The organism is Mucilaginibacter achroorhodeus, from assembly GCF_007846095.1.
GTDB lineage: Bacteria > Bacteroidota > Bacteroidia > Sphingobacteriales > Sphingobacteriaceae > Mucilaginibacter > Mucilaginibacter achroorhodeus.
This window is the reverse complement of the sequence record NZ_VOEI01000002.1, coordinates 571,045-588,443: the sequence shown is the minus strand read 5'-3', so window position 1 is coordinate 588,443 and position 17,399 is coordinate 571,045. Positions and strand designations below refer to the sequence as shown.

The window sequence follows — 17,399 nt, the reverse complement described above, 5'->3', positions numbered from 1 at the left end:
ACAAAGCGTATGTTTGACACATTGACTGCCGGTTGCAAGAACCGGCGCTAAATATTCCATTATGAAAACCTACCTCGTACCAGTTGATTTTTCTGAGGCCGCTTTCAATGCCGCCGACTTTGCTGCCAGGTTAAGTAACCAAACTAACGTGGAACGTATCATTTTGCTAAATGCTTATTATATCTCGCCTTACGAAGAGCTATTACCTAATGCTGATATGGTAATGCTGCGCGAGCAGGAGATATTGGAGAGCCTGGATGAGCGCCACGCTAACCTTAACAAGCTTAAGCACAAGTTAGAAAAGTTAGTAAGGGCAGGCGTGCAGATAGATGTGTGGGTAAATCGTTCGCATTTGGTGCGCGCGGTGGTTGATAGGGTAGAGGCTTATAATGCCGATCTGGTTATCATTGGCAGCGTAGGTAACAGTAGTGCAGAAGGGGAAGGTTTAGGAAGCCATGTTATAGGCATATCAAAAGCCAGTCCGGTGCCTGTTATGGTTATACCGCCTGCATTTAAATACCGCAAGGTTGAGCGCGCCATTATTGCCTGTGATTTCAAAAAGGTTAAGGAGAACGTACCGGTTGATGTGCTGCATAAGTTATTGGGTAAGCAAAATTTCGAGTTGCTGGTAGTGAACATTGATGCTGATAATAAGCATGACAGTAACGATGCCGAACAATTGGCCGAAGAGACTACATTAAAGGGTATGCTGCAAACTTACAAGCCTACTTACCACTTTGTAAACTCGCCGGATGTGATAAAGGGTTTGCTAAACTTTGCAGAAGAAAAACATGCCGAAATTGTGATAGCATTACCGCACAAATACAGCTTCTTCAGGTCAATTATCCACAGTAGTATATCGCAACAATTGGCCTCCAGTTCACCGGTGCCGGTATTGTTATTAAAATAGCTTAACGGGTTAATAAATTTAATTGCTATGATAAACCTTTTTGTGTTTATTTGCAGCCTTATTACAAATGAGAGTACACTTTATAGCTATTGGTGGCAGTGCCATGCACAATTTGGCAATTGCCCTTCATAAAAAGGGCTTTATTGTTACCGGGTCTGATGACGTTTTGTTTGAGCCATCGGCCTCACGCTTAAAAAAATATGATATACTGCCTGCACAGGAAGGCTGGGATCCCGAAAAGATCACCAATGATCTGGATGCCGTTATCTTAGGGATGCATGCCCGTGCAGATAATCCTGAACTGCTAAAGGCGCAGGAATTAGGCCTCAAAATTTACTCTTACCCTGATTACATTTACGAGCAATCTAAAGATAAGCTGCGTGTAGTTATTGGCGGCAGCCATGGTAAAACTACTATCACCAGCATGATATTACATGTGCTGCAGCAGGCTGGTAAAAAGTTTGACTACCTGGTTGGCGCACAGTTAGAAGGTTTTGAAACCATGGTTGGCTTAAGCCACGATGCACCTGTGATGGTGATAGAAGGTGATGAGTACCTTGCTTCGCCGATTGACAGGAGGCCCAAGTTTCATATTTATAAAGCTAACATTGGTGTTATCAGCGGTATTGCCTGGGATCATATCAACGTATTCCCAACATTTGAGAATTACATAGATCAATTCAGGATATTTGCCGATACCATAGAGCCAAATGGCAAACTTATTTATTGCCAGGCGGATGGTGTGCTAAATAAAATGGTTGGCAGCTTAACAAATGGAGCTGAGAAGCTACCTTATAACCTGCCCGATTATTCTATAAGCAACGGTGTTACAAGTGTAAACGTTAATGGCAAAAGCTATGCGTTGCAGGTATTTGGCGAGCATAACCTGTTAAATATGCAGGCTGCCCGCTTAGTATGCGAGGCATTGGATATCAATCCAGATGAGTTTTACACGCACATTAGTTCCTTTAAAGGAGCAGCGCGCAGGTTAGAGGTTATTGGCAGTAACAACAACAGCACTATTTTTAAGGATTTTGCACATTCTCCATCTAAGCTTACGGCTACTATTGATGCGGTAAAAAAGCAGTTTCCTGATCGGAAACTGATCGCCTGTATCGAACTGCACACCTTTAGCAGCTTAAACAAGGATTTTTTAAATGAATATGCAGGTACATTGGATAAGGCCGATGAAGCTATTGTTTTCATAGACCGCAAAACATTTGAACAAAAGAAAATGGAACCTTACCCGGCAGAAACGGTTAAGAATGCCTTTGCAAATAATAACTTATTATTTTTTAATAACCCATCAGATCTGCTGTATCATTTACAACAGTTAGATATTAATAATGCTAACTTATTGATGATGAGTAGTGGTAATTTTGGTGGTATTGATTTATTATTGTTAAAAAATAATCTATTATAAATTTATTGATTATTAGTTTGTTAATAAAAAAATTGTAACTTTATTAACTATTGAGAAACCTTACCTAATTAACTTTATATGAAGACACTCGGAAAAAAAATTCGCTTATTGCGCCACCAAAAAGGCTGGAGCCAGGAAGAAGTAGCTAAACGTTTAGACATTTCTATCCCTGCCTTTTCAAAAATTGAAACTGGTATAACTGATATTAATCTATCTCGTTTAGAGCAGATAGCAGTATTGTTCGAAATGTCTGTTGTGCAGTTGCTTACTTACAACGAAACAGAGCAAGATCAAAAAATGGCCAGCGAGTTAGAAAGTGTTAACAAGAAGTTGATGGATCGCGAAACCGAAGTTATTGATCTGCAAAAGAAAGTTATCGAACTTTTTGAAGAATTAAGGCACAAGAAAGTTACTGCATAAGTTTTAATGCCCCTTTCCCCGGGGCGGTTAAAATTTATACCGCATGGTTAAGTGCTTTTTTGCGAAGGTTGCGCCCACCGCCTGGTGAATAGCGATCATCTTATCATTAAAGTCGCCCACCCATGATAGCTCAAGTTCGTCATACTGCTTCAGCGGCAAAACGTATTCTTTAAGCTTAATAAACAGGCACGATTCCAGCCCATGTTTCTGGAACTTTTGCTTTGTGCCCATAACTATTGCCCGCATCCGCGTTACACCGCGCCATTTGCGGTAAACAAATATTAGCTTGCCCCAAAGGTTAAGCTTGCCATTCAATGGCTTTATCATTTGATTGGCATCAGGCAGTATCACGATGAACGAAGCCGGTTCACCGTCTACATAAGCAAACCAGATCAGCTTTTCGTCCATTATGGGCTTCATCTGCTTAAGGCTTTCCATAATGGTTTGATGTGTTATAGGCACAAAACCATCAAAGTCTTGCCAGCCATCATTGTATATCTCTATAAAGTCGGCAGCAAATTTTTCAAGTTGGGATAATTTAAAATGCTCAAATGTATAGCCTGGTTTGGCCATTACCCAGTTAGCAATTTTAGTAAACCTTTCTGAAAATGGCTTATGAACATCTAAATGGTTAGTGATCTGTTCGTATAAAGTATTAAAGCCATAAGCCTTAAATAAGGCGTTATAATACGGGAGATGGTAGTTCATCCCGTAAGAAGGAGGGATAAACCCTTCAACCAACAGTCCCCAAAAATTATCGTTCTCGCCAAAGTTGATGGGTCCATCCATGGCTTGCATGCCCTGTTGCTGTAACCAGGCTTTTGCGGTATTAAATAGCAAAAAAGCAGCGTCCTGATCATCAATGCATTCAAAAAAACCGCAGCCACCGGTTGGTTGCTCGTTTTTATAGGCTTTCTCGTTATTAACAAATGCCGCAATGCGTCCTATCAGATCACCTTTATTATTACGCAGTACCCACCGGGTAGCGCATCCATGGCTATGAAAGTTATTTCGCTGCGGATCAAATACGGCCTCAACATCGTTGTCCAAGGGGCAAACCCAATTTGGATCATCCTTGTAAATAATGCGTGCAACGTTTAAAAATGCCGTTTTATCGGCTTTACTTTTTACTTCGGTAATGTTCATAGGAACTGGATGGTAAGATACAAAAAAAGCACCCTGAGAATTTCAAAGTGCTTCGCTTATAAGATGGCAACGATAATTAATCGTCGTCTTCGTCATCATAAGGGTCATAAGAATCAAAACCACCCAGATCATCGTCTAATGGCGTATCCTCATCAAAGTCGTCGTCCTCATCGACAGCTTTTTTACCTGATGCTGGCTCATCATCAAAGTCATCATCATCCTCGTCGCTAATTTTTTTTGTAGAAGGTTTTTTCGGAGTTGCCATCTTAAAATGTTTTACGTTTTAAAACTTTTTTAAATTGATCTGTTGTTTATTGTTTTGCTAAAAAGCTGCCAACCCGCAGCGTTTACAGGAGTAAAAATAAGTAAAAACCGATTTAATAAAAATCATTTTTCAATTTATTCTGCTTGCTCCCCAATACTTGATTCTTCTGAGCTAACATCTTTAAGTTGAGGTAGTTCGCTGATGTTGTTAATGCCGAAATAATCCATAAACATGTTGCTGGTACCGTATAAAATAGGTTTACCAATAGCATCAGACTTGCCCGTAATTGCAATTAACTCCTTTTCCAATAGTTTTTGTATAGAATAATCGCAGTTAACGCCGCGTATCTGTTCTACATCTGTTTTGGTAACCGGTTGCTTGTAGGCAATTATTGCCAGGGTCTCTAAAGCAGCCTGGCTTAGTTTTTTCTTTGAGCGCTGTATCTGCAATAGGCTCACAACGGTATGGTAGCTTTTTTTGGTAAGGAATTGATAGCCATTGTTGATCTTCGCAACCTCAATGGCAAAATCGTTACTACCATATTTTTTGGCAATAGCTGCAACACTTGCTTCAATTTCATCACTGCTGAAATCGCGCTCAAAGCTGGCTTGCAGGCAGTACATGATCTCCTCTGTGCGGATACCCTGTTCTGATGCAAATATTAAAGCCTCTATATATTGTTCTATGTTATCCACTGAGTTAAACTAAGGTTCGAAAATAATAAAACATCATTAATTAACGGCTTATCCAATGGGAATGGTTCGGCAGAAACAAAAAAGGGTGACGCAAATTAATGCATCACCCTTAATATAGATGATTGTTGATTTTTACTGGTTGTATACTTTCACCATAAACACATAGTTACGCAGCTTTTTAATTTGCTGTGTACGGCTCAAATTAGCCATTGTATTTTTGGTGTTAAGGCTAAGCGCTTTTGAAAGTGAATCGCCGGGGATACTTTCAATAGCTTTAAGCAGATAGTTTGATTTTTTAGCAAAGCCTACGCCGGTTGTTTCGGTCTGTTTACCGTTAATTACACCTATGATATTGCCTTTGCTATCCAATAACGGGCCGCCGCTGTTGCCTGGGTTTATCGGGATATAAAGTTCGTACTCTGTGCTGTCGCCCTTGAAGCCTGTAGCACCGGTTACAGCACCAGGCGAAAGTTTAACATCGTTAGCAGGGTAGCCCAAAGTATAAACATCTTCACCTAAATCGCTTTTAGATTTTTTGAAGGTGTATGGGATAGGGCCTAAGTTTTTGAAGTTAGGATCGGTAATCTGTAAAAATGCAAGATCGTTATTCGGATCGGTATAGATCACTTTAGTGTGGAATGATTCGCCTGCATCGTTTTGTACATAAACACTGTCGCCGCCATTAACCACGTGGAAGTTGGTTACGATATAACCATTGCCGGTTATAGCGAAACCGGTGCCTTTAAACTTAGCATTAATAGTAGGGCCGTTGGCTTTACCATCTTTAATGATCTTATCGGTTTTAGTGTTAAGCTGCTCTGTGCGGCCTTTAATCTTATCAACCTCACGCTTTAGTTGAATATAACGCGGATCTTTATTACTCAGGTCACCGGTGATGAACAGTGTAAGGAGGATAGCCAGGATAGCTACCGACGCTGCTACAGATATTTTTGAATGGTGGTTACGCCACATTTGAACTATCCATGATGGATGTGCCATCAGGTCTTCTTTCAGTGTGTGCACATCTATCTCCTGGTGGATGGCGTTCAGGCGTGTCTCCAGTTTTTTACGCTCATTGTATTGTTTTATCAGCGACGTAAAATCTTTATGCTCGGCCATCTTAACATCGATGGAAGCGTCTTTTTTACGCAGCGCCTCAAATTCTTCACGCTCCTGCAGGGTCATTTCTCCCCCAAGGTAACGTTCAATCATTTCTAAAAGTTGATTATCCCTCATGGTCATCACTTATTTTATTGCTGAAAAAACAGTTTTTTCAGCCTTTGCAGACATTTATATTTCTGCGTTTTTGCATTATCAGCATTAGTATAGCCAAACCTTTCGCATATATCCTGCATGCTGCGGTTGTGCATATAAAAATCTTCCATTATAGTTTTACAAGGTTCGCCCAATAATTTAAGGGCTTCGCCCATTTTGCTGATCTGTAAGTCGCGTTCCTCATGGCGTTCAACTTCTTCCTCAACAGGTAAAAACTCTTCAAAGTCTTTGATGTCGCCACCGGCGTAACGGTTCATTTGTTTAAGCCGCTTAAGCCATAAACGCCTGCATACCGAATAGATATACGTTTTAAGCTTGCTGCTCAGTTCAAAATCGCCACGCTTTATTTTATTGTAAAGAACTATAATGGCTTCCTGGTAAATATCCTTGGCCTCATCCTCATCGCCGTTGTTGTTGACGATAAGTTGCAAAACCATTGGAAAATAGGCCAGGTAAAGCTTTTTTAAAACACTATCAGAGTTGTTCAGTATCCCGATGATCACTTCACTGTCTGACGGTATTTCCACATTTAACTGATTATTCACTCTTTAATACTTTTTATATTGAATAGTAACCCAATAAAATCAAAAATAATTACGGCTATGGGCTAACGCTTTTATGCCATTGTTAGTTTCGGCTCCCGGAACCCTTAAACGGCATCAATTTTGAACGCTTCCTGCTAAACTAAAACTTTAACTTATGAAAATTTTTTTGAGGACAGGCCTCCTTGCAACTGCGATAGCAATTTCATTTGCCGCCTGCAAAGGTAACAATTCAACCCACGTACCGGATAGTACCCGAACAGATGATACCGCCGCCGTAGGCAAAACCGTTGGCCGGAACGGATCCGGATCCGGGATAGATAGCAGTGCAGATAACAGCGGCTCAGGCGGAACAGATACTGTAAAGGCCACTGATACAACAAAAAAGAAAATGTAAAATATCAACGGAAAGCCGGAACCCATGCCTCCGGCTTTTTTGTTTTCTGACGACTTTCTATTTTTAACTTTTTACTTCCTGATTGGGTTACCTTTTTCAGCATCCGGCCATTAATGCTAAACAACAAAACAAAACTAAAATGAAAAAGACATTAAAATTAGCGTTTGTGGCTGCAAGTATAGCCCTTACCGCTGTTGCATGCGACCCGGCTAAGAAAACTTCAGGCGACTCTGTTGATTCTACCACTGTGGCCGATTCTGCAAAAAGAGATAGCGCTGCAAAGGTTGATTCGGGCATGACAGATACCACCAAAAAAGATTCAGTAAAAAAATAATTATTTGTTGGGTTACCTTTTTCAGTTGGCGGTATTAAGCCTTACAAAGAATAAGATACTTCACAATTAATTAAAAACATTAAAATGAAAAATTCATTCAAAGTTGCTTTTTTAGCTCTTACTATCGCTGTTTCTGCTGCTGCTTGTAAAGGTTCTGGTTCAGGTTCAAAAGCTGACTCAACTGCTGATACAGTAGTTAAAGTTGACTCAACTGTTAAAGTTGATTCTACCGTTAAAGTTGATACTACTGCTAAAGTTGATACAACTAAGAAAGACACAACTAAAAAATAATTTAACCGGTAGGTTAAATACCTAAAAATTACATTGTTAATTTTTAAGTTTTTAAGTTTTAAAAAAAGGTAACTCTTATGGGTTACCTTTTTTGTTTTTGGGTATTAACACTTGAAAAACTGTTAAATCACTTAAAAAACAAAACAATGAAAAATTCATTCAAAGTTGCTTTCTTAGCATTAGCTATCGCTGTTTCTGCAGCTGCTTGTAAAGGTTCTGGTTCATCATCTTCAGCTGATTCTGCTGCTGATACTACCAAAATGGACACTACAGCTAAAATGGACACCACTAAAATGGATACCACTAAGATGGACACTACTAAAAAAGATACTACTAAAAAAATGTAATATCGCTTTTAGCAAAACAAAAAAGCTCCTTGGTTTGCCAGGGGGCTTTTTTTATGTCTCTATTTTTAAAACAATGGCTTGTAGAATTGTTTATTGCTTAAGCTTGAGATTATGAGATACGCCGACTGGAAAAAACTTACTGATGAAGAAAAAAAAGCAATCCATTGGCGCAAACACCCGCATATACGCACAGCAACCATTTTTAGCATAGTTGGGGCGCTGATATTTGCTTTATTTATGTTACGAGTTTTCCAGAATAAGCGGGTGCATGTAAATCGCAAACCAAATGATAAAGAGGCCTATGAAGCGGCTAAACGTATTGTTAACGGCAAGCTATTACTGCCGCAAACATCCGTTTTCCCTAAAAGTGATTTTACCTCAAATATTGATACTGCTAAAAATACCTATACTATTCACTCAACCGTGGATACGCAAGACAGCAGTGGTAAAACCGTAAAGATGGATTGGGAAACTAATATGTCTTACCAGGGCGGGGACTGGGCAGATAGCCGAAGCTGGCTTGTTAAAGCAATTACGATAGATGGAAAACCTGCACGATAGTATACAAAAAAGCCTCTTAACAAATTAAGAGGCTTTTTTATGTAATATTTATGATCTTCCTCTGAATGCCGAAATGATCCAGATGATGATAACTATTACTACGATGACCGCAATGATGCCCACTGCAGCGCCGGCTTTGAAAATTCCGCCAATAACCTCGCATCCGCTAAAGGCAAAAACCAATAGGGCAAGCGCTAATAAATTTAACTTTTTCATGGTAGAGGATTGTAAAGATTTATGATAATCCAACAATACAATAATCAGACCATGCAGCAAAAATGGTTCAGGTTAGGTTAATCTTCAATCTCTGCACGTTCAACCGGTAAAAATTGTACGGCAATTAATACAACCGCAATGGCAGCCAGGCTCATCGGAACAAGTACTTCTAAAGCTGATAACAAAAGTTCCATAGCAAAAATAATTTAGGGGGGTTAATTACAAAACTAATATTTAATTGGTTAACCTCTCAAATTGGCAGTAGATCATAGAGATTTACTAATCTATTAATAGTTTAAGTTAAATAACAAGAAATGTTGATAACTTTTTAAAAAAGTGGATGAAGTGAAAAAATCATTGCCTGATTCACTCATATCAAAGTTTTTAATGTAGCTATAAAAGTTAATAGTAATTTGGGCGGCATGGAAAACACTTTGTTGAGTGCCCGCAACATTTCGCTAACATTAGCAGGCAACAGGCTTTTCAACGGACTCAATTTTACATTAGATAACGCCCAGCACTGGGCCATTGTAGGGAAAAGTGGTTCTGGTAAGAGCGTTTTATTACAAACGCTTGCAGGCAACATCGGCTTAAGCAGCGGCAGCATTGATTATGTTTTTTTAAAGTTTCTACCCGCTGAAGATCGTTATACAAATCCGCAGCAGTTTATTGCTTTTGCTGGTGCCAAACATCACTTCAAAAATTTATCAAACACCAATGACCTTTATTATCAGCAGCGGTATAATTCGTCTGATTCTGAAGATACGCTAACTGCCAGGAAGTACTTGCAGGCCATTAAGGTGAACGATCATAAACCAACTTACTGGGATATCGATAAAACTATCCATGCACTTAATTTAAACCACCTGGCCGATAAGGAGATCATTAAACTATCTAATGGCGAAACCAAACGCCTGATGATCGCTGCAGCCTTGGTGAAGAACCCGCTAATATTATTGCTTGATAATCCGTTAACAGGTTTAGACGTTGATACCCGGGCGTATTTTAACCGTTTATTCGAAGAAATAGTAGCTTCCGGCATTCATTTGATAATGGCTACCTCGCCAAAAGAGATCCCATCTGTTATCACCAACGTGCTGATAATGGCCGATGGGATTGCAGAACAGCAAATGACAAAAAAGGCGTTTGAAGAAGAATATATCGAAGTTGAACCCGAACCTGAGGTTAAAACCAAAGCGCTTACTGATCTTATCAGTCTTTTTAAGGACATCCATCAATATGATAAGGTGGTCGATATAAAAAATATACATATCAGTTATGGCGATAAAGTAATATTAGATAAAATCAACTGGCAGATCAACACCGCTGATCGCTGGGCACTACTCGGGGCTAACGGAGCTGGGAAATCTACGCTGTTGAGTTTAATAAACGGCGATAACCCCCAGGCTTACGCTAATGACATTGTGCTTTTTGACCGTAAACGGGGAACCGGGGAAAGTATATGGGATATAAAAAGCAAGATAGGATTTGTATCGCCCGAGCTTTACCAATATTTCCCTGCAGACAGTTCGTGCCTGCAGGTAATAGAGAGTGGCTTTTATGATACGCTGGGATTATTCAGGCCCAGCATCAAATCGCGCGCTGACCTGGCGCTTGAATGGATGAAAGCGCTGGAGATAGAAAAATATAGCCGAAGCCTGCTAAAGAATATACCGGCCAGCGCACAACGCCTTTGCCTGCTGGCCCGGGCGCTTATAAAGAACCCTGCACTTTTGATCTTCGATGAACCCTGCCAGGGTTTAGACGAGCATCAGCAAAGGCATTTTAAAGCGGTGGTAGACGCTATTTGCGACAATAGCAATGTCACGCTCATTTACGTAACGCATTATCAGCATGAGATTCCTGATAGCGTGAACAAGGTTTTGAAGTTAGATAGGGGGAGAGTTGTCTGAGATCAGGATTTTAAGGATTTTAGAATTAACATAATAAAAAGTGCATCTTAAAACCTTTATGTTACTAAGAAAAATTCTGAGAATTCTTTTCTTTTGAAAATTCTGATTCCGACACCGTAATGTAACCTTTCACCCTCTACCTTTCGCCTTTCACCTCGCACAGCGTATATTTGTAATATGAATACAGCGGATCTGTTGCAGCGTGCCTTAGCATTTGATTTTTTGAGCATTGAGGAAGGTGTTTACCTTTATCATAATGCCCCAACTGCCGACCTGATGAACGTGGCCAACCAACTACGTAAGATACAGGTGCCGCATGGTAAGGTTACCTGGCAAATAGATCGTAACGTTAATACCACCAACGTATGTATTGCCAATTGTAAGTTCTGTAATTTCTTCCGTCGCCCGGGGCACGAGGATAGCTACATTACGGATATTGAAACCTACAAACGCAAGATAGAAGAAACCTTTCGCTACGGCGGCGACCAGTTACTATTGCAGGGCGGCCACCATCCTGATCTTGGCCTGGAATTTTATACTACGCTATTCCGCCAGTTAAAAGAGCTGTATCCTAAACTGAAACTGCACTCTTTAGGCCCACCGGAGATTGCGCACGTGGCGAAACTGGAAGGTATGAGCCATATTGATGTGCTCAGCGCTATGAAAGAAGCGGGTTTAGATTCCCTACCCGGTGCAGGTGCCGAGATATTGAACGACCGCGTACGCCGCCTGATATCAAAAGGTAAATGCGGAGGTAAAGAATGGTTAGATGTAATGCGCGCAGCGCATCAGATAAATTTGCCAACATCGGCCACCATGATGTTTGGCCACATTGAAACCATTGAAGAACGTTTTGAGCACCTGGTTTGGATCCGCGAGGTACAATCAGAAAAACCTGAAGGTAACCACGGCTTTATCGCCTTTATCCCATGGCCGTTCCAGGACGATGGTACACTACTTAGAAAAGTACGCGGCATTACCAATAACGTAACCGGCGATGAGTATATCCGCATGATAGCTTTAAGCCGCATCATGCTGCCAAACGTTAAAAATATACAGGCATCGTGGTTAACGGTAGGTAAGCAGGTTGCACAAATATGTTTACACGCAGGTGCAAATGATTTTGGGTCGATAATGATCGAGGAAAACGTGGTATCTGCTGCTGGCGCACCTCACCGCTTTACAGCCAAAGGTATCCAGGACTCTATCCGTGAAGCCGGCTTTGAACCGCAATTACGCACGCAAAAATATGATTGGAGAGATATGCCTGCTGAGATTGAAGAACAGGTGATAGATTACTAACCTGCACTTATAAAAAGCTTAAACGCCTGATAATATTAACGATACTATCAGGCGTTTTTTATTTACGAGCATGTTTGGTGTTATCTATCTACTTCTCCTAACACAAAATCTATAGAACCGATGATGGCAATTACGTCTGCTATCATTACATTTTTGCTTATAACCGGCACAACTGATAAGTTGTTATAGCTTGGTCCGCGGGCTTTAACGCGAAAAGGTATTTCAGAGCGTTCGTTATCGTGGATAAAATAAAAACCTAATTCGCCTTTTGCACCTTCAGCACGCAAATAAAAGTCCTGCGCTTTAGGGGTAAGTTTGCGGGGCAGTTTTGCCCGCGGGTCAAAATCCGGCGTGCGCTTAAGCTCTTTTTGTAATCTGTCCAGGCATTGTTCAATAATTCTCAGCGACTGGTCTATCTCGTCAACACGCACCTTGTAGCGGTCCCAGCAATCGCCTGTGGTGCCCATTTTGCCGGTACCTATCGGTACTTCAAAATCAAGCTCAGGATAAACCGAATATCCATCTACGCGGCGCAGATCATACCGCAAGCCCGATCCTCGTAAAACAGGGCCTGTGCAGCCATAGTTTATGGCGACATCAAGCGGTAGTATCCCTACGTTGGCGGTACGGCTAATGAATATCTGGTTATCGGTTAACAGTTGGTTCAACTCAACCATTTTGGGCTTAAAATAATCTACAAACTCGCGGCAACGCTCCTCAAAGCCTACCGGCAGGTCGTAAAATAAACCGCCAACCCAAATGTAATTATACAGCATTCGTGAGCCCGAAGCCCATTCCAGCATCCCCATTATGTGTTCCCTGTCGCGGAAACACCACAGGAAAGGCGTAAATGCGCCTATATCGATACCGTAGGTGCCTATGGCTATCAAATGTGATGCAATACGGTTCAATTCGCAAACCAGCACGCGGATGTATTCTATGCGTTTCGGGATATCTTTATCTATACCCAGCATGCGTTCGGCACCCATTACCCAGGCATGGGCATTGTTCATAGATGCCAGGTAATCCATCCTGTCGGTAAAAGGGATGGTTTGCTGGTAGGTGAGCGATTCTGCATGTTTTTCAAAGCAACGGTGCAGGTAACCCACATGCGGGATAACCTCTTTTACAATCTCCCCATCGGTTATCAACTCCAAACGCAAAACACCGTGTGTAGATGGGTGCTGCGGACCCATGTTCAGGATCATGTCCTCAACCGAAGCATCGACTATTTTTTGCTCATAGCGTTTTAGAGCTTCCTGGTATTTAGGATTTTTATCTTCAGCAACTTTATAGCTTACCTTTTCTACAGTATCCTTTGCCTGTACCGGGTATTCTATTGGAATGCCCTTGTAGTATTCGGTAGCTACGTAATCCTTACGCAAAGGGTAGCCTTCCCAATCATCAGGTAACAAAATGCGCCTCAGATCGGGATGTCCCTCAAAAAAAATACCTACCAGGTCGTATGCCTCACGTTCGTGCCAGTCGGCCGTAGCGTAAACATGCGAAAGGGTAGGAAAGGTGGGTAACTGATATTCGTTCCTGTCGTTCTCTACACTTACTTTGAGGTTAATGTGCAGGTTGTATGGAATAGATGTAAGCTGATAAACAACGCCAAAACGGTTGGCTGCAACACCGTAATCTACGCCGCTTAAACAATTAAGCAGATCAAAGTAGGTTTTAGGATTGTCGCGCAGCTCCAGGCAAACGTCGGCAATGCGGTTAGGCTGTATAAGCAGGGCAGGCTGCAGGCCTGTACGCTCTTCGCCAACAATTACTTCGTTGCCAAATTTGGCTGTCAACAGGTCTTTAATATCATCAAAACTCATGGAGCCAGGCGTACTATTTTCCAGTTTTTATTATCTGTTTTTTTATAAACTATCCTATCGTGCAGTCGGCTGCGGCGTCCCTGCCAAAACTCTATCATTCGCGGTTTTAAAATATAACCACCCCAATGAGCAGGTTTTGGTACTTCACTGTCTGCATATTGTGCTTCCAATTCCTGCATGCGGGCCTCAAGTTGCTCGCGGCCATCTATTTCCTGGCTTTGCGGCGAGGCAACAGCACCTATCTGGCTCTTTTTGGGGCGCGAGTGAAAATATTTTTCTGAATACCACTTATCCAGTTTTTCGATGGTGCCCTCAATGCGTATCTGGCGCTCCATATCGCCCCAAAGAAATACCAAGGCAGCGTTTGGATTTTTAGCCAACTCGCGGCCTTTGCGGCTTAAGTAGTTTGTGTAAAATTTAAACCCGTCATCGCTAAAGCCTTTTAACAACACTACTCTTGCAGATGGGCGGCCATCCGGTGTGGCGGTAGCCAGTGTCATGGCGTTTGGTTCGTAAACTTTAGCGTTTATAGCCTCGTTAAACCACTTATCAAACTGCCTTACCGGGTTGGCATCTACATCTTTTTCGCTAAGCGAAGCGGCTGCGTAATCCTGCCTTAAATTTTCTATATCTTTTTGCTCCATCATTGCAAACTTACAAATTAATTGAGCCGTATGTTAAGCAACCGTTGCTTTTTAACCGGTAATGAACATATTTTTACATTTGGCGTTAATTTATAAAATGTTAACCTTATGCTAAGTACTATTGCACCTGCTGCAGGCCGTTTACTGATATCTGAACCTTTTATGGCCGACCCTAATTTTAAGCGGTCGGTTATTGTGCTTACGGAATATTCTGAGGGCGGTGCAATGGGTTTTGTACTTAACCACCAAACGGAATATATGCTGGGCGATATACTGCCTGATCTGTCTTATTCCGAAATACCTGTTTACGCCGGCGGGCCTGTAGCGGCAAACACATTGCACTACATACATCGCGTACCTGAGAAAATTGAAAATGGTATTGAAATAGCCAGCGGGATCTACTGGGGTGGAGATTTTGAACAGATAAAGGAACTGATAACCAATTACCAGCTAACTGAAGACGAGATCAAATTTTTCACCGGCTATAGCGGCTGGACCCCCGATCAGTTAGACCAGGAGCTCCGCGAAGATTCATGGATAGTTACCGACAACTTTGAGGTGGATAACGTATTTAGTAACAACGAACAAAACCTTTGGCGGGAGGTGGTTATAGGCCTTGGCCAGCGTTATGCACACATCGCTAATTTCCCGGAGAACCCAACGTTGAATTAGGCTTGTAGCTTTATCTCGTTGTCTTTAGGTAATGTAAAGCTAAACTCACTGCCCTGGCCGGCAATGCTGGTGGCTTTTATAGATCCGCGATATTTTTCTACCAGGTCTTTACAGAATATGAGCCCCATGCCGGTGCCAACTTCGTTTAGGGTGCCTGCCTGGCTGCTTACCTTGCCGGCAAAAAGTCTGTTCAGCTGCTCGGTACTCATGCCAACACCGTGGTCCTTGATAATTAGCTCAATACAATCAGGAACCTGCTTGGCGTTGATCTCTATAGCGCTATCGGGATGAGAGAACTTGATGGCGTTAGTAAGCAGGTTATGCACAACTATACGGATAGATTTTGGATCTGCTAACACCACATGACCTTTATCTACTGCATTTAAATAAGTGATGTTCTTTTTCCTGAACTGATCATCCAGTAGCTCAAGCTCTTCTTTAATCACTTCGCAAAGGCAGAAACTCCTAATAGTTTCGTTAATATCATCAACCTGGCTGTTTATCCAGAATAGCAGCGTATCTAAAAAGTCTGACGTGTGCTCCAGTTTTTTAAAAACAACCGGCACCATCTGCACAAATTCTTCATCACTTACATCTTTGGAGATGAGTAAGGAAAACGCTGATCGTAAGGTGCTTAAAGGCGCTCGCAGGTCATGCGCCAATATAGCTATCAGCCTATCTTTAAGATGATTCAGATCATTCAGTTTATCTGCCTGCTCAAGTACCTCTTTGTTTTTCTCCGCTAAAAGCGCATTGGCTTTGAGTTGTTTGCGCTTGGCATTGTAATAGAACACAAGCACGGTTGTCATCACCACGATGATGATACCATAGATAATATTGGTGCGCTGCTGCTGCGAAAGTTTATCTATCAGCATCGCTTCTTTACGTGCCATCTTACGCTGACTGTCCTCAAATTGCATGGCCTGGTTATAAGAGGCAAGCTTTTGCACACTTTCATCGTTTTTAAGACTATCGCGCATCATCAGGTAACTGCTATGCGTCTCATAGGCTTCTTTAAATCTATTTAGGCCTGCTAAGGCGTTGCTTAGCTGGAGGGTAGCATCGGCGCGCAGGTTAAGGCTTTTAATTTTGTCAGCACTTTGTTTGGCAAGCAAGGAATATTTGTAAGCATCAGCGAAATTCTTCTCCAGGTTTTTCACCAGTGCCATGCCGATGTAAGCGTTGGCAAGGTTGTAGGTGATCCCACTTTTTTTTGATGCTACAATAGACTTGTTAAGGTAAAAAGCTGCAGAATCGGGCTTACCGGTGTAATAGTGATAAATGCCAATATTATAGTAGATAAGGCCAATACCTTCTTCGTCGCCCAGTTCATGGTACAACGCCGATGCCTTTGCGAAATACGGATAAGCCTCCGTGTATTTCTTCTGCGCCAGCAACACCTCACCAATATTTTGGTAGGCCGTGCTGATGCCTTGTTTATCATTTAAACGCAGCCAAAGCTTGTTAGCCTTGTTAAAGTACTCTAAAGCTTTGGAGTAAAGTTCCAGATGCTGCATCACCACGCCAATGTTGCAGTAATTATCTGCAGCAGAGAGTTGGTTATCAAGTTTAAGATCGATACTTAACGATTTAAAGTAATTTTCAAGCGCTTTCGTGAGGTCACCTTTATTATCGTAAGTGATGCCCAGCATGGCGTAGCTATCAGCTATCTTTATCTGGTTGTTAAGTTTTTTGCGTATCGCAAGAGACTGATTATAATATTTTATAGCGCTATCGTAATTACCTAAAAAGTCTTCAACACGACCCAAGCCTATCAATGCGTCGCTAACACCAAGTTCATCTTTAGCTTTCGTATAATATGCTAATGACTGTTGATAGTTAAGCTTCGCAACGCTGTAATTGCCTTTAAAGGAGTTTACCAAGCCAAGTACGCGGTTACCCGCTGCCATCCCTTTAATATAGTTGATCTTTTGAGACTTGGCCAAGGCTACCTTAGCGTAAAAGGTGCTGCTATCAGGTGCCGACTCATAAAACTCATCGGCCAGTTCAATTGTACGATTTATGTTAACAGAATCTGACAGCCCAGCCGGTTTTGTGGACTGCCGCAATAATAACCGCAAACTATCTATTTCACCGTCGTGCTTGCCGGCAAAGCAATGCCCGCTTATCAAACAAAACACAATAAACAGTGAAAGATTTTTCAAGCGGCAGATATTGTCAGGTGAAATATAGCAAATGTTTTGCTGGCAAATGTGA

Annotated in this window: 20 protein-coding genes and 1 pseudogene; 11 read left to right on the top strand and 10 right to left on the bottom strand. The window is 41.6% G+C overall.

The window, feature by feature from the left end; all coding sequences use genetic code 11:
* Positions 1–61: 61 nt before the first annotated feature.
* From FPZ42_RS08555 to FPZ42_RS08545, 3 genes are all read left to right on the top strand, one after another.
* Positions 62–910 carry a universal stress protein gene (locus FPZ42_RS08555; RefSeq protein ID WP_146270339.1) on the top strand — a complete coding sequence of 283 codons (849 nt, stop codon included), beginning with the start codon at positions 62–64 and terminating at the stop codon, positions 908–910.
* 67 nt (positions 911–977) lie between these two features.
* On the top strand, positions 978–2,333 hold the full coding sequence (locus FPZ42_RS08550; protein WP_146270337.1) for a UDP-N-acetylmuramate--L-alanine ligase: 1,356 nt from the start codon (positions 978–980) through the stop codon (positions 2,331–2,333).
* A 78-nt stretch (positions 2,334–2,411) separates the two neighbouring features.
* Complete coding sequence (locus tag FPZ42_RS08545; protein ID WP_117393022.1) at positions 2,412–2,753, top strand: helix-turn-helix domain-containing protein; 342 nt, start codon at positions 2,412–2,414, stop codon at positions 2,751–2,753.
* Positions 2,754–2,780: 27 nt separating this feature from the next.
* Here the strand turns inward: FPZ42_RS08545 and FPZ42_RS08540 are convergent, their stop codons facing one another.
* The 5 genes from FPZ42_RS08540 to FPZ42_RS08520 all read right to left on the bottom strand — a co-directional run bounded on the left by FPZ42_RS08540 (position 2,781) and on the right by FPZ42_RS08520 (position 6,679).
* Positions 2,781–3,899: a GNAT family N-acetyltransferase gene (locus tag FPZ42_RS08540; protein WP_146270335.1), complete on the bottom strand. Its 1,119-nt coding sequence runs from the start codon at positions 3,897–3,899 to the stop codon at positions 2,781–2,783.
* 76 nt (positions 3,900–3,975) lie between these two features.
* Positions 3,976–4,164 carry a hypothetical protein gene (locus FPZ42_RS08535; RefSeq protein WP_146270333.1) on the bottom strand — a complete coding sequence of 63 codons (189 nt, stop codon included), beginning with the start codon at positions 4,162–4,164 and terminating at the stop codon, positions 3,976–3,978.
* Positions 4,165–4,298: 134 nt separating this feature from the next.
* Entirely contained in the window at positions 4,299–4,859 is a 561-nt protein-coding gene (gene scpB / locus FPZ42_RS08530; protein ID WP_146270331.1) for an SMC-Scp complex subunit ScpB, read from the bottom strand.
* 132 nt (positions 4,860–4,991) lie between these two features.
* On the bottom strand, positions 4,992–6,095 hold the full coding sequence (locus tag FPZ42_RS08525; RefSeq protein ID WP_146270329.1) for a S1C family serine protease: 1,104 nt from the start codon (positions 6,093–6,095) through the stop codon (positions 4,992–4,994).
* A 14-nt stretch (positions 6,096–6,109) separates the two neighbouring features.
* Complete coding sequence (locus tag FPZ42_RS08520; protein ID WP_146270327.1) at positions 6,110–6,679, bottom strand: RNA polymerase sigma factor; 570 nt, start codon at positions 6,677–6,679, stop codon at positions 6,110–6,112.
* A 154-nt stretch (positions 6,680–6,833) separates the two neighbouring features.
* Here FPZ42_RS08520 and FPZ42_RS08515 point away from each other — a divergent pair, with 154 nt between their 5' ends.
* The 5 genes from FPZ42_RS08515 to FPZ42_RS08495 all read left to right on the top strand — a co-directional run bounded on the left by FPZ42_RS08515 (position 6,834) and on the right by FPZ42_RS08495 (position 8,606).
* On the top strand, positions 6,834–7,073 hold the full coding sequence (locus FPZ42_RS08515; protein WP_146270325.1) for a hypothetical protein: 240 nt from the start codon (positions 6,834–6,836) through the stop codon (positions 7,071–7,073).
* Between the two features lie 139 nt (positions 7,074–7,212).
* Entirely contained in the window at positions 7,213–7,407 is a 195-nt protein-coding gene (locus tag FPZ42_RS08510) for a hypothetical protein (RefSeq protein ID WP_146270323.1), read from the top strand.
* An 84-nt stretch (positions 7,408–7,491) separates the two neighbouring features.
* Entirely contained in the window at positions 7,492–7,698 is a 207-nt protein-coding gene (locus FPZ42_RS08505) for a hypothetical protein (protein WP_146270321.1), read from the top strand.
* Between the two features lie 146 nt (positions 7,699–7,844).
* The gene (locus FPZ42_RS08500; RefSeq protein ID WP_146270319.1) at positions 7,845–8,045 is read left to right on the top strand and encodes a hypothetical protein; all 201 of its coding nucleotides are present in this window, start codon (positions 7,845–7,847) and stop codon (positions 8,043–8,045) included.
* A 111-nt stretch (positions 8,046–8,156) separates the two neighbouring features.
* Positions 8,157–8,606 (top strand): hypothetical protein, encoded by a 450-nt coding sequence (locus FPZ42_RS08495; RefSeq protein ID WP_146270317.1) that lies wholly within the window; start codon positions 8,157–8,159, stop codon positions 8,604–8,606.
* A 48-nt stretch (positions 8,607–8,654) separates the two neighbouring features.
* On the opposite strand, the gene FPZ42_RS08490 is transcribed toward FPZ42_RS08495, so the two are convergent.
* On the bottom strand, positions 8,655–8,822 hold the full coding sequence (locus FPZ42_RS08490) for a phosphatidate cytidylyltransferase (RefSeq protein WP_146270315.1): 168 nt from the start codon (positions 8,820–8,822) through the stop codon (positions 8,655–8,657).
* A 422-nt stretch (positions 8,823–9,244) separates the two neighbouring features.
* Here FPZ42_RS08490 and FPZ42_RS08485 point away from each other — a divergent pair, with 422 nt between their 5' ends.
* Together FPZ42_RS08485 and mqnC are read left to right on the top strand one after the other, a co-directional pair.
* Complete coding sequence (locus FPZ42_RS08485; RefSeq protein WP_146270313.1) at positions 9,245–10,735, top strand: ATP-binding cassette domain-containing protein; 1,491 nt, start codon at positions 9,245–9,247, stop codon at positions 10,733–10,735.
* A 177-nt stretch (positions 10,736–10,912) separates the two neighbouring features.
* Positions 10,913–12,037 (top strand): cyclic dehypoxanthinyl futalosine synthase, encoded by a 1,125-nt coding sequence (mqnC, locus tag FPZ42_RS08480; protein ID WP_146270311.1) that lies wholly within the window; start codon positions 10,913–10,915, stop codon positions 12,035–12,037.
* 80 nt (positions 12,038–12,117) lie between these two features.
* Here the strand turns inward: mqnC and FPZ42_RS08475 are convergent, their stop codons facing one another.
* The 3 genes and pseudogenes from FPZ42_RS08475 to pdxH all read right to left on the bottom strand — a co-directional run bounded on the left by FPZ42_RS08475 (position 12,118) and on the right by pdxH (position 14,513).
* A complete protein-coding gene (locus FPZ42_RS08475; RefSeq protein WP_261382267.1) occupies positions 12,118–13,245 on the bottom strand; it encodes an NADH-quinone oxidoreductase subunit D in 1,128 nt (375 codons plus the stop codon).
* Positions 13,246–13,404: 159 nt separating this feature from the next.
* Positions 13,405–13,866, bottom strand: a pseudogene (locus tag FPZ42_RS19275) (NADH-quinone oxidoreductase subunit C); the annotation flags it as partial.
* Entirely contained in the window at positions 13,863–14,513 is a 651-nt protein-coding gene (pdxH, locus tag FPZ42_RS08470; RefSeq protein WP_219125325.1) for a pyridoxamine 5'-phosphate oxidase, read from the bottom strand. The gene pdxH and the pseudogene FPZ42_RS19275, both read right to left, overlap by 4 nt.
* Before the next feature lie 105 nt (positions 14,514–14,618).
* Between pdxH and FPZ42_RS08465 the strand changes: the two genes are divergently transcribed.
* Entirely contained in the window at positions 14,619–15,182 is a 564-nt protein-coding gene (locus FPZ42_RS08465; protein WP_146270307.1) for a YqgE/AlgH family protein, read from the top strand.
* On the opposite strand, the gene FPZ42_RS08460 is transcribed toward FPZ42_RS08465, so the two are convergent.
* Positions 15,179–17,347 (bottom strand): tetratricopeptide repeat-containing sensor histidine kinase, encoded by a 2,169-nt coding sequence (locus FPZ42_RS08460; protein ID WP_146270305.1) that lies wholly within the window; start codon positions 17,345–17,347, stop codon positions 15,179–15,181. The two genes, FPZ42_RS08465 and FPZ42_RS08460, sit on opposite strands and share 4 nt — an antisense overlap.
* Between the last annotated feature and the right edge of the window lie 52 nt (positions 17,348–17,399).

Coding starts and splice junctions, on each gene's coding strand:
- FPZ42_RS08555 (WP_146270339.1), top strand. CDS start 62: ATGAAAACCTACCTCGTACCAGTTGATTTTTCTGAGGCCGCTTTCAAT.
- FPZ42_RS08550 (WP_146270337.1), top strand. CDS start 978: ATGAGAGTACACTTTATAGCTATTGGTGGCAGTGCCATGCACAATTTG.
- FPZ42_RS08545 (WP_117393022.1), top strand. CDS start 2,412: ATGAAGACACTCGGAAAAAAAATTCGCTTATTGCGCCACCAAAAAGGC.
- FPZ42_RS08540 (WP_146270335.1), bottom strand. CDS start 3,899: ATGAACATTACCGAAGTAAAAAGTAAAGCCGATAAAACGGCATTTTTA.
- FPZ42_RS08535 (WP_146270333.1), bottom strand. CDS start 4,164: ATGGCAACTCCGAAAAAACCTTCTACAAAAAAAATTAGCGACGAGGAT.
- FPZ42_RS08525 (WP_146270329.1), bottom strand. CDS start 6,095: ATGAGGGATAATCAACTTTTAGAAATGATTGAACGTTACCTTGGGGGA.
- FPZ42_RS08515 (WP_146270325.1), top strand. CDS start 6,834: ATGAAAATTTTTTTGAGGACAGGCCTCCTTGCAACTGCGATAGCAATT.
- FPZ42_RS08510 (WP_146270323.1), top strand. CDS start 7,213: ATGAAAAAGACATTAAAATTAGCGTTTGTGGCTGCAAGTATAGCCCTT.
- FPZ42_RS08505 (WP_146270321.1), top strand. CDS start 7,492: ATGAAAAATTCATTCAAAGTTGCTTTTTTAGCTCTTACTATCGCTGTT.
- FPZ42_RS08500 (WP_146270319.1), top strand. CDS start 7,845: ATGAAAAATTCATTCAAAGTTGCTTTCTTAGCATTAGCTATCGCTGTT.
- FPZ42_RS08495 (WP_146270317.1), top strand. CDS start 8,157: ATGAGATACGCCGACTGGAAAAAACTTACTGATGAAGAAAAAAAAGCA.
- FPZ42_RS08490 (WP_146270315.1), bottom strand. CDS start 8,822: ATGAAAAAGTTAAATTTATTAGCGCTTGCCCTATTGGTTTTTGCCTTT.
- FPZ42_RS08485 (WP_146270313.1), top strand. CDS start 9,245: ATGGAAAACACTTTGTTGAGTGCCCGCAACATTTCGCTAACATTAGCA.
- mqnC (WP_146270311.1), top strand. CDS start 10,913: ATGAATACAGCGGATCTGTTGCAGCGTGCCTTAGCATTTGATTTTTTG.
- FPZ42_RS08475 (WP_261382267.1), bottom strand. CDS start 13,245: ATGATCCTGAACATGGGTCCGCAGCACCCATCTACACACGGTGTTTTG.
- pdxH (WP_219125325.1), bottom strand. CDS start 14,513: ATGATGGAGCAAAAAGATATAGAAAATTTAAGGCAGGATTACGCAGCC.
- FPZ42_RS08465 (WP_146270307.1), top strand. CDS start 14,619: ATGCTAAGTACTATTGCACCTGCTGCAGGCCGTTTACTGATATCTGAA.